The 9,410-nt window shown below is 60.8% G+C and carries 11 protein-coding genes; 6 read left to right on the top strand and 5 right to left on the bottom strand.

Features of this window, described 5'->3' with window-relative positions; genetic code table 11:
* Positions 1-75: 75 nt before the first annotated feature.
* Positions 76-312 (bottom strand): DUF6124 family protein, encoded by a 237-nt coding sequence (locus CEC48_RS29950; protein ID WP_088427119.1) that lies wholly within the window; start codon positions 310-312, stop codon positions 76-78.
* Positions 313-653: 341 nt separating this feature from the next.
* Positions 654-1,685 carry a LacI family DNA-binding transcriptional regulator gene (locus tag CEC48_RS29945; RefSeq protein WP_167665540.1) on the bottom strand — a complete coding sequence of 344 codons (1,032 nt, stop codon included), beginning with the start codon at positions 1,683-1,685 and terminating at the stop codon, positions 654-656.
* Between the two features lie 212 nt (positions 1,686-1,897).
* On the opposite strand from CEC48_RS29945, the gene CEC48_RS29940 reads away from it, so the two are divergent.
* Together CEC48_RS29940 and CEC48_RS29935 are read left to right on the top strand one after the other, a co-directional pair.
* Positions 1,898-2,431 (top strand): gluconokinase, encoded by a 534-nt coding sequence (locus tag CEC48_RS29940; protein WP_088427118.1) that lies wholly within the window; start codon positions 1,898-1,900, stop codon positions 2,429-2,431.
* Between the two features lie 84 nt (positions 2,432-2,515).
* Positions 2,516-3,871 carry a GntP family permease gene (locus CEC48_RS29935; protein ID WP_088427117.1) on the top strand — a complete coding sequence of 452 codons (1,356 nt, stop codon included), beginning with the start codon at positions 2,516-2,518 and terminating at the stop codon, positions 3,869-3,871.
* 67 nt (positions 3,872-3,938) lie between these two features.
* Here the strand turns inward: CEC48_RS29935 and alaC are convergent, their stop codons facing one another.
* The gene (alaC, locus tag CEC48_RS29930) at positions 3,939-5,165 is read right to left on the bottom strand and encodes an alanine transaminase (protein ID WP_088427116.1); all 1,227 of its coding nucleotides are present in this window, start codon (positions 5,163-5,165) and stop codon (positions 3,939-3,941) included.
* A 196-nt stretch (positions 5,166-5,361) separates the two neighbouring features.
* Between alaC and CEC48_RS29925 the strand changes: the two genes are divergently transcribed.
* Positions 5,362-5,847: a GyrI-like domain-containing protein gene (locus tag CEC48_RS29925; protein WP_088427115.1), complete on the top strand. Its 486-nt coding sequence runs from the start codon at positions 5,362-5,364 to the stop codon at positions 5,845-5,847.
* A 46-nt stretch (positions 5,848-5,893) separates the two neighbouring features.
* Here the strand turns inward: CEC48_RS29925 and CEC48_RS29920 are convergent, their stop codons facing one another.
* Both CEC48_RS29920 and CEC48_RS29915 read right to left on the bottom strand, forming a co-directional pair.
* Entirely contained in the window at positions 5,894-6,499 is a 606-nt protein-coding gene (locus CEC48_RS29920; protein ID WP_088427114.1) for a pyridoxamine 5'-phosphate oxidase family protein, read from the bottom strand.
* A gap of 19 nt (positions 6,500-6,518) precedes the next feature.
* Complete coding sequence (locus tag CEC48_RS29915) at positions 6,519-7,004, bottom strand: N-acetyltransferase (protein ID WP_088427113.1); 486 nt, start codon at positions 7,002-7,004, stop codon at positions 6,519-6,521.
* Positions 7,005-7,245: 241 nt separating this feature from the next.
* Here CEC48_RS29915 and CEC48_RS29910 point away from each other — a divergent pair, with 241 nt between their 5' ends.
* The 3 genes from CEC48_RS29910 to CEC48_RS29900 are packed head-to-tail and all read left to right on the top strand — an operon-like array spanning position 7,246 to position 9,317.
* Complete coding sequence (locus tag CEC48_RS29910) at positions 7,246-7,590, top strand: YciI family protein (RefSeq protein ID WP_088427112.1); 345 nt, start codon at positions 7,246-7,248, stop codon at positions 7,588-7,590.
* Between the two features lie 30 nt (positions 7,591-7,620).
* Positions 7,621-8,103 carry an SRPBCC family protein gene (locus CEC48_RS29905; protein WP_088427111.1) on the top strand — a complete coding sequence of 161 codons (483 nt, stop codon included), beginning with the start codon at positions 7,621-7,623 and terminating at the stop codon, positions 8,101-8,103.
* 2 nt (positions 8,104-8,105) lie between these two features.
* Complete coding sequence (locus tag CEC48_RS29900) at positions 8,106-9,317, top strand: RNA polymerase sigma factor (protein ID WP_088427120.1); 1,212 nt, start codon at positions 8,106-8,108, stop codon at positions 9,315-9,317.
* The last annotated feature ends 93 nt before the right edge of the window (positions 9,318-9,410 follow it).

Raw genomic sequence — 9,410 nt, 5'->3', positions numbered from 1 at the left:
CAGTGGCATATAGGTTGGCTGACACACCGCATTCGCGAGCAAGCCCGCTCCCACATTTTGATCGAGTGCGGTCTGTTAGGTAAGCGGCGATTCCTGGTCCATCAGCTTGCCCATCAGCAACACGCCCAGTTCGCTCAACTGGTGAATCGCCAATGCCGTGTCGCGGTCTTTGCCGGTGAGTTCATCAGACAGGTCGAGCAATAACGTGCTGACCGAGGAAAACGTCTCGTAGCTGTTGGCGATCAGGCTTTCGCTGCTGACGTCGGTGCTGACGGTGAATAAGGAAGGAGGATTTGGGGTTGCTTTGAACATAGGTGAGTTCTCTAACTGGGCCATCACCTGATCGCTACTAAACGAAAGGGTGGCGGCTGCACGCAGGTTAGTAGACCGGTAGACCCTCACAAAACCCGGCGCGCCACGAGGGCGCCCTGCGCACAGCCACCATCAAGCACAGACAGGTAAGTCCGACAGATGAAGCTCATGCACATTTGTGAGGGGTTGCTCGGGCTACTAAACCCGATCACTGAGAAATTCAGCGACCGGGCAACCTTAGAGAGCCCTACCCAGGCGCACAAGCCGGCGGATTCTGACGTACCTGTAGGCAACGGAGCAAGGCGCTGCCATCAACACCAGCCACTTCCTACAGCTACCGCCTAGGTACTCTCGCGCACCTTCAACTCAAACCCCATGTCCACCACCGGCCGGGCGATCTTGTTGCCCGCCATCACCGTCAACAAATGCTCCGCCGCGCGCCGGCCAATGGCTTCGCGGGGCGTGCTGATGCTGCTTAAACGCGGCACCATGAACGATGAAGAGGGCAGGTCGTTGAAGCCCAGCACCGAGATCTGCTCCGGCACCTTGATGCCATGGCGCAGTGCTTCCAGCAGCGCGCCCTGAGCCAGGTCGTCGTTGCCAAAGAAGATCGCATCCACATCCGGATGGCTGGCCAGCAACTGCAAGAACAACTCGCCACCCAGGCCCAGCGACGATGGCCGTGGCGTCAGCACTTCCAGCGCCGGGTCGTACAACCCCGCCTGCTGCAACGCCCGGCGAAAGCCCTCACCGCGCAACAACGTGCGCTGGTCTAACTGCGCGCCGATGTAGGCCAAGCGCTTGCGACCCCGTGAGATCAAATGCGCCGCTGCCGTTTCCCCGGCGTTCAACTGCGAAAATCCTACGCAGTTCAGGCCCGCGCCCGGGTCCAGATCCATCATGTACACACACGGCACATTGCTTGATTCCACCATGCGCCGGGCACTTTCCGTACGGTCAAACCCGGTCAGCAGCAAACCCCGAGGCTGGTAGGCCATGTAGTTGCGCAGCAGGTCTTCTTCTTCGTCGCGGGAATAGTGGGTGTTGCCGATCAGCACTTCAAAGCCCTTGGGCCGCAGCACCTGGTGGATGGCTTCCAGGGTTTCGATAAACAGCAGGTTGGACAGCGACGGCACCAACACCACCACCGACTGGCTCTGGGCCGACGCCAGGGCACGGGCGGCCGGGTTGACCACGTAGCTCAGTTCGGCGGCAGCTTTTTGCACTTTTTCCACCAGCTCGGTGGCCACGGTGCTGATGCCGCGCAAGGCCCGGGAGGCGGTAATCGGGCTCACGCCGGCAAGGCGGGCAACTTCATTCAGGGTAGGGCGGCCCGTGGTGCGGGTATTTTTATCGTTCTTGGGAGTCATCAGGCGGCTTGCCAAACAAAAATCGAGGCACTAAGGTAGCGCTGTCTCCAAGACCCTGCAAATCCTTGAACGTTGGGATGCCTGTTCCGACTCAAGCCTTTGGAGAGGATGCACGCGTCACTCCATAAAAATGACAAGACGGCGCGGGAAAAGCCTGTTTTTGCACTAGCCTTACAGCGTGCAAAGGTAGCGCTATCTGCGTCTTGAGGTGTTTCATGAGTCAACCTGTTACTGCCCTCGTGATCATGGGTGTTTCCGGCTGTGGCAAGTCCAGCGTCAGCGAGGCCCTGTGCCTGCTGAACGGCGCCACCGCCATCGAAGGCGACAGCTTTCACCCCGCCGCGAACATCGAAAAGATGAGCGCCGGCCATCCCCTTAACGACGACGACCGCGCCGGCTGGCTCGACATCCTGTGCGATGAACTGCGCCGCTCGCTTAAAGCTGGCGAGCATCCCGTACTCACCTGCTCGGCCCTGAAGAAGAAATACCGCGACCACCTGCGCGAAGCCGCGCCGGGCCTGGGGTTTGTGTTTCTGGAGCTGACCCGCGAAGTCGCCGCCGACCGTGTGTCCCATCGCCCCGGCCATTTCATGCCGGCAAGCCTGATTGATAGCCAGTTCGCCACCCTCGAATCCCCGGTGGGCGAGCCGTTGACCCTGGCGCTGAACGCCAGTGAAGACAGCGTTGAAGACCTGGCCGAGCAAACCAATGCTTGGTGGCTGAAACACGGTTTTGAACCAAACAAATAATTGTTTGCCGGACAAGATAGCGCTGTCCGCCTGCACTGAATTTTTTACCGGCTTTAATAACAACAACAAACAGGAGAGACCCCCATGTTTGGCTTGTCCCACGATACCTATCTGCTGCTCGATGCAGTGGTGACCATCATCGGCCTGATCGTGTTGATCACCCGGTTCAAAGTCCACCCGTTCATTGCGCTGATCATCGCGGCAGGCTTTCTCGGCCTGACCTCGGGCATGCCCGTGGACAAGATCATCAAGGCGTTCCAGGACGGCTTCGGCGGGGTGCTCGGCTTTGTCGGGATTATCCTGGCGCTGGGCACGATGCTCGGCAAGATGATGGCCGATTCCGGCGGTGCCGATCAGATCGCCCAAACCCTGGTGCGGGCCTTCGGCAAGGAGAAGGTGCAGTGGGCAATGATGTTCGCCGCGTTTTTGGTGGGCATTCCGCTGTTCTTCGAGATCGGTTTTGTACTGCTGATCCCGCTGGTGTTTATCGTCGCGCGTCGTACTGGCGTGTCGCTGATCAAGATCGGCATCCCGCTGCTGGCCGGCCTCTCGGCGGTGCACGGCCTGGTGCCACCGCACCCGGGCCCGTTGCTGGCGATTGGCGTGTTTGGTGCCGACATCGGCAAGACCATTCTCTACGGCCTGATCGTCGCGCTGCCTACCGCCATCATCGCCGGCCCGCTCTACGGTTCGTTTATCGCCAAGTACATCCCGGGCAACCCGTCCCAGGAACTGGTGGACCAACTCGCCCGTGAGCAGCCAGAGTCCAAGACCCTGCCGAGCTTCAGTATCACCCTGATCACCGTGCTGCTGCCGGTGTTCCTGATGCTGCTGAAAACCTTCGCCGACGTCGCCCTGCCGGACGGCCACGCGATCCGCAACTGGATGGACATGATCGGCCACCCGATCACCGCGTTGCTGCTGGCCTTGCTGCTGTCGCTGTACACCTTTGGCCATCGCCAGGGCATCGGTTCCAAGCAAATCCTCAAACTGCTCGACGCGAGCCTTGCGCCGACCGCAGCGATCATCCTGATCATCGGCGCCGGTGGCGGCTTCAAGCAGATGCTGGTGACCAGCGGCGTGGGTGACGTGATCGGCCATATGGCGGTGACCGCGCAGATCAACCCGATCCTGCTGGCGTGGCTGGTGGCGGCGGTGATTCGTGTGGCGACCGGTTCTGCGACCGTGGCGACCATTACCGGCGCCGGCATTGTGGTGCCGGTGGTGGGGATGATTCCGGGGGTTAACCGCGAGTTGCTGGTGTTGGCGACAGGGGCGGGCTCGTTGGTGCTGTCTCACGTCAACGATGCGGGGTTCTGGCTGGTGAAGCAGTACTTCAATATGACCGTGGCCGAGACGTTCAAGACCTGGACGGCGATGGAGACCATTCTGTCGGTAGTGGCGTTGGGCTTTATCATGTTGCTGTCGCTGGTGGTGTAACAGGCACACCGCAAAACAAAATGTGGGAGCGGGCAAGCCCGCTCCCACATTGATTGGGTTTTTACCGTTAGATCGGGTCAGGCGTCTGCTTTTTAACCAGCCCATCCGCCCGGAACATCGCCCGGATGCCCCGCACCGCCTGGCGAATCCGGTCCTGGTTTTCGATCAGCGCAAAGCGCACGTGATCGTCGCCATACTCACCAAAGCCAATCCCCGGCGATACACACACCTTCGCCTCAAGCAGCAGCTTCTTGGCAAACTCCAGCGAACCCATCGCGGCATACGCCTCGGGAATCTTCGCCCAGACGTACATCGACGCCTTCGGATTCTCGACCATCCAGCCCAGCTCATGCAGGCCCTTCACCAGCACGTTACGGCGCTGACGGTACTGGTCGGCAATGTCTTTCACGCACTGCTGATCGCCTTCCAGCGCAGCAATCGCCGCCACTTGCAGCGGCGTGAACGTGCCGTAGTCGTGGTAACTCTTGATGCGCGCCAGGGCGTTGACCAGTTCCGCGTTACCCACCATGAAGCCAATGCGCCAGCCGGCCATGTTGTAGCTCTTGGACAGGGTGAAAAACTCCACCGCAATGTCCTTGGCACCGGGCACTTGCATGATCGAGGGGGCTTTCCAGCCGTCGTAGACGATGTCGGCGTAGGCCAGGTCATGCACCACCAGCACGTCGTACTGCTTGGCCAGGGCGATCACCCGTTCGAAGAAGTCCAGCTCCACGCACTGCGCGGTCGGGTTGGACGGGAAACCGAGGATCATCATCTTCGGCTTGGGGATCGAGCCGCGAATCGCGCGTTCCAGTTCAGCGAAGAAATCCACCCCCGGAATCAGCGGCACCGAGCGCACCTGGGCGCCGGCAATCACGGCACCGTAGATGTGAATCGGGTAGCTGGGGTTGGGCACCAGCACCGTGTCGCCCTGGTCCAGGGTGGCCAGCATCAAGTGCGCCAGGCCTTCCTTGGAACCGATGGTCACGATGGCTTCGGTTTCCGGGTCGATGTCCACTGCATAGCGGTCTTTGTACCAGTGCGAAATCGCCCGACGCAGCCGCGGAATGCCTTTGGAGGTGGAGTAACCGTGGGTGTCTTCACGTTGGGCGACGGTGACCATTTTTTCCACGATGTGCGGTGGGGTCGGGCCGTCAGGGTTACCCATGCTCAAGTCGATGATGTCTTCGCCGCGCCGACGCGCAGCCATCTTCAGCTCGGCAGTGATATTAAAAACGTAAGGGGGGAGTCGATCTATGCGCGCAAAGCGGCGCGGCGAACTGGGTTCGGCCATGGTTGCCTCGAAATACGTAAGCGCCCGGAACCGTCCGAGCGACGTCGGCCACTGCGGTGGCCTGCGGGGCAGACAATACGGTTGATGATGGCCAGTTGTCCAGATGCCGCAGGAAAAATTTCTGCTTGGAGTACGGCGTGGATATGCCCCTATACTCGACGCGGGTTTGTTCCCTCATAAGAAGGAGACTGTTCAGATGGATCAACAGACAAAACTACCGTTACAGCCGCGCATGGAAGAGGGCAAGGCCCTGGTGATCGCGGGTGTGCAAGGGCGTTACGCGAAGGCCACGATTGGTGATATTCCCAAGTTATGGGAGCTGTTCGACAGCTGCTTCAAAGAGATCAAAACGCGCGTGGGTGGGGTGACCTACGGCGTGTGCTACAACGCCAAACACGATGAATTCGACTACCTGGCGGGCGTAGAAGTACCGGCCAAGGGGGATGTGCCGAGCAACTTCCAGTCGATTGAAATCCCGGCCCGTCGTTATGCGGTGTTCCCGCATTATGGTCCGGTGCAGGCGTTGGCGCAGACCTATGAACGCATCATGTTCGAGTGGCTGCCAGGCTCCGGGTACAAGGTGGTCGGGGCCGATTTTGAACGCTACAGCGCCGACTTCAATGTGGACAGAGGCACGGGTTCAGTCGAAATCTGGATCCCGATCGAAGCCGAATCCGCCTAAGCGCACTGCTTGCAGGAGCGAAAAGGTTCGCTCCTGCAACCGCCGCTCAATACAGCGTGGCCTTGACCCGCTCCGGCATCTCGCGGTCATAGGCTTCGGCGTCAAACGCCCCGTCATTGAGCCGCTTGTGAAACGCCCCGGCGGTGGGCAGTGCCGAGCGATCCAGGTGCTTTTCCGGGTTCCAGCAATCGGAGCGCACGAAGGCTTTGGAGCAATGGAAATACGCTGCTTGCACCTGCACCAGAATCACCGAGCGGGCCGCTTTGCCATTCACCGCAAAGCTCTCCAGCAACGCAGGCTCGATGGAAATCTGCGCACGGCCGTTGACCCGCAACGTCTCGCCAATCCCCGGAATGATGAACAGCAACGCTATACGCGGATCCACCACCAGGTTGCGTAGGGTATCGAGCCGGTTATTCCCTGGCCGATCCGGAATGGCCAACGTGCGCTCGTCAACGATTCGCACAAACCCCGGCACGTCGCCACGAGGCGAACCATCAATGCCGTCCGGGCCGGACGAACTCACCACCACCAAGGGTGAGGCGCGGACCATCGCCTGGTAATCCTCGTTGAGAAACGGAATTTCCTTGCGCACGGCCCGCTCGTGGGGGAGGCCGTAGAGGGTTTCGAGTTGTTCCAGGGTTGTTAGCATTTCACCAGCTCCTCGTTGTTCAAAACACCCACGCCAACCGGCGCTCATACCCAATCCGCCCTTTATACGCCTCCCCGCTGTCCGCCCAACCCTGCTGCAAATACAGCCCCATCGCCGCCACATTGTCGGTGTCCACCGACAGCTCCAGGGCCTTGATCTGCGGCCAGACCAGGCGCGCAGCCGCTGGCAGGGCCTGCAGGCAGGCTTTGCCAAACCCCCGGCCCTGTTGATGGCGGTCGACTTGCAATGCATGCAGCGTGGCGCTGTGTTCATCCGCCCAATGGGGCAGGCAGGGCGGGCGTTTTAGGAGCAGGAAGGCCACGGGAATCTCGTCGGCCAGTAACGCAAAGCCCGCCACGCCGGGGTTTGGATTGACCAGCAGGGTGTTCAGCGCACAGTAGATATCGCCGGAAAACGCCAGCTGTTCGGGATGCACTTCAAGGGTGCCGAGTTGCTGTTGCTGCAGGGCAGTCAACGTCTCATAGGGAACGAGGCGAGTTTCCATCGGTGTAGCATCCGAAATCCTACAAAGAAGCGCGGATTCTAGCGGGTTTGCGGTATTCGCAATTATTTTTCGCGGGGCTGTCGATTGGTTGATGGCTCAGTCGACTAAGGGTGTCTTCAGTGATTTTTACCGCAAAGAGCACGGGGCGGCGCCGTTCGATATGTACGCCGGCACCACCTTGTTCGAGCTGGAACCCTGATCGCCGGGGACTATAGTTGAGTGTCCGAAAACGGAGAATCCCATGAAATACCTCTGCCTGATCTATAGCAATGAACAGGTGCTGCACGACTCGCCCGACAGCCCCAAGGACCCGGAGTGCTTCGCCTATGCCGAGTCCGTGATGGCCAGCGGGCGGATGCTCGCCGCCGAACCGCTGGAGTCGGTGACCACCGCCACCACTGTGCGTATACGCAACGGCAAGTTGTCGATTACCGACGGGCCGTTTGCCGAAACCAAGGAGCAGCTCGCCGGGTTTTACCTGATCGAGGCCAAGGACCTAAATGAAGCGATCCAGGTGGCCGGCGGCATTCCGGCCGCCCGGGTCGGCAGTGTGGAAGTACGCCCGGTGCGTGAATTGAATCTCTGATCACAACAATAAAACTCAGGAGGTTTACCCATGACTAATCAACCCAAACCCGCCGAATTTGAACTGTCTATCAGCCGCTTGATCGATGCGCCTCGCAGCCGGGTGTTCCGTGCCTGGACCGAGCCCGCTTTGTTGCAGCAATGGTGGGGCCCCCACGGCATGACCACGCCCGAGTGCGAAATGGACCTGTGGGTCGGTGGGCAATTTCGCACGCTGATGCGCGCGCCCGACGGCAGCGAGTACCCGACGCAAGGTGTATTCCTCGAAATTACCGCTCCCAGTCGGCTGGTGTTTACCGATGCTTTCACGCCCGGCTGGATTCCTTCGGGCCAGCCATTCATGACTGCCGAAGTCACCTTTGAAGACGTCGACGGCAAGACGCTTTACACCGCCCGCGCCATGCACTGGAGCGCCGAAACCAAGCAGGCCCACGAAGCCATGGGCTTTCACGAGGGCTGGGGCCAGAGCCTCGACCGGCTGGTGACGCTGGTGACTGAAGGCCTGCGCGATTGACGGTGCAGGCCCGGGTTGAAGCGGTTTATCGCAGCGAATCGCGGCGCATCCTTGCGACGCTGATTCGCCTGCTCGGCGATTTTGACCTGGCTGAAGAGGCTTTGCACGAGGCGTTCTTCGTCGCGGTCGAGCGCTGGGAGCAGGACGGCGTGCCCGACAACCCCCGGGCCTGGCTGGTCTCGACCGGGCGCTTCAAGGCCATCGACCGTTTACGTCGCCAGGCGCGTTTTACTCCGCTGTTGCAGGCGCAGGCCGACGCGCTGGAAGCGGCAGACTGGAGCGTTGAAGACGTGGAAGACGACCGCCTGCGCCTGATCTTCACCTGTTGCCACCCGGCACTGGCGGCGGATGCCCAGGCGGCGCTGACCTTGCGTGAGATCTGCGACCTCACCACTGAGGAAATCGCTCGGGCGTTTCTCGCCACGCCAGCCACCATCGCCCAGCGCATCGTGCGGGCCAAGGGCAAGATCCGCGAAGCGAAAATCCCCTATCAAGTGCCTTCCCTGGCGGAGTTGCCCGAGCGCCTGGACAGTGTGCTGCGGGTGATTTACCTGGTGTTCAACGAAGGTTATTCGGCGTCCATGGGCGCCGACTTGACCCGTGAAGACCTGACCCGCGAAGCGATTCGCCTGGGCCGCTTGCTGCTGGAGTTGTTACCGGAGCCGGAAGTGATGGGCTTGCTGGCGCTGATGTTGCTCCACGAATCCCGGCGCCTGGCGCGCACCTCGGCGGACGGTGAATTGGTGTTGCTGGATGAGCAGGACCGTTCGCTGTGGGATGCGTCGTTGATCGCTGAAGGATGTGCGCTGGTGGAGAAAGCCCTGACCACACGACGCTTCGGGCCCTACAGCCTGCAGGCGTCGATTGCGGCGGTGCATGCCGAGGCGGTGAGCGCCGATGAGACCGACTGGCCGCAGATCGTCGGGCTTTACGACGTGCTGCTCGGGGCGGTGCCGTCGCCGGTGATCGAACTGAATCGCGCGGTGGCCGTTGCGATGCGCGATGGGGCGCTGGCGGGGTTGCAGTTGGTGGACGGGATTTTGGCGCGAGGGGAGTTGGTGGACTATCACCTGGCGCACTCGGCACGGGGCGAATTTTGTCGGCGGCTAGGGCGAGTGGAGGAGGCGCGGCTGGCCTTTGAACGGGCGCTGGCATTGACCCAGCAAGCGCCCGAAAAGCGCTTTATCGAGCGGCGCTTGGCCGAACTCAAATAGCCCAGGCGCTGGAGATCTAAATGTGGGAGCGGGCTTGCTCGCGAAAGCGGTGTGTCAGTCACCCAATGTGTCTGTCTCTTATACAAATCTCCG

It is taken from the genome of Pseudomonas sp. K2I15 (assembly GCF_002204795.1).
Lineage (GTDB): Bacteria > Pseudomonadota > Gammaproteobacteria > Pseudomonadales > Pseudomonadaceae > Aquipseudomonas.
Note: the sequence above shows the minus strand (reverse complement) of the source record. Positions and strands in the feature narration are given on the sequence as shown.

Excerpts from the sequence above, each read along its gene's own strand:
- alaC (WP_088427116.1), bottom strand. The coding sequence starts at position 5,165 with ATGGCCGAACCCAGTTCGCCGCGCCGCTTTGCGCGCATAGATCGACTC.
- CEC48_RS29925 (WP_088427115.1), top strand. The coding sequence starts at position 5,362 with ATGGATCAACAGACAAAACTACCGTTACAGCCGCGCATGGAAGAGGGC.
- CEC48_RS29905 (WP_088427111.1), top strand. The coding sequence starts at position 7,621 with ATGACTAATCAACCCAAACCCGCCGAATTTGAACTGTCTATCAGCCGC.
- CEC48_RS29940 (WP_088427118.1), top strand. The coding sequence starts at position 1,898 with ATGAGTCAACCTGTTACTGCCCTCGTGATCATGGGTGTTTCCGGCTGT.
- CEC48_RS29915 (WP_088427113.1), bottom strand. The coding sequence starts at position 7,004 with ATGGAAACTCGCCTCGTTCCCTATGAGACGTTGACTGCCCTGCAGCAA.
- CEC48_RS29935 (WP_088427117.1), top strand. The coding sequence starts at position 2,516 with ATGTTTGGCTTGTCCCACGATACCTATCTGCTGCTCGATGCAGTGGTG.
- CEC48_RS29950 (WP_088427119.1), bottom strand. The coding sequence starts at position 312 with ATGTTCAAAGCAACCCCAAATCCTCCTTCCTTATTCACCGTCAGCACC.
- CEC48_RS29920 (WP_088427114.1), bottom strand. The coding sequence starts at position 6,499 with ATGCTAACAACCCTGGAACAACTCGAAACCCTCTACGGCCTCCCCCAC.
- CEC48_RS29910 (WP_088427112.1), top strand. The coding sequence starts at position 7,246 with ATGAAATACCTCTGCCTGATCTATAGCAATGAACAGGTGCTGCACGAC.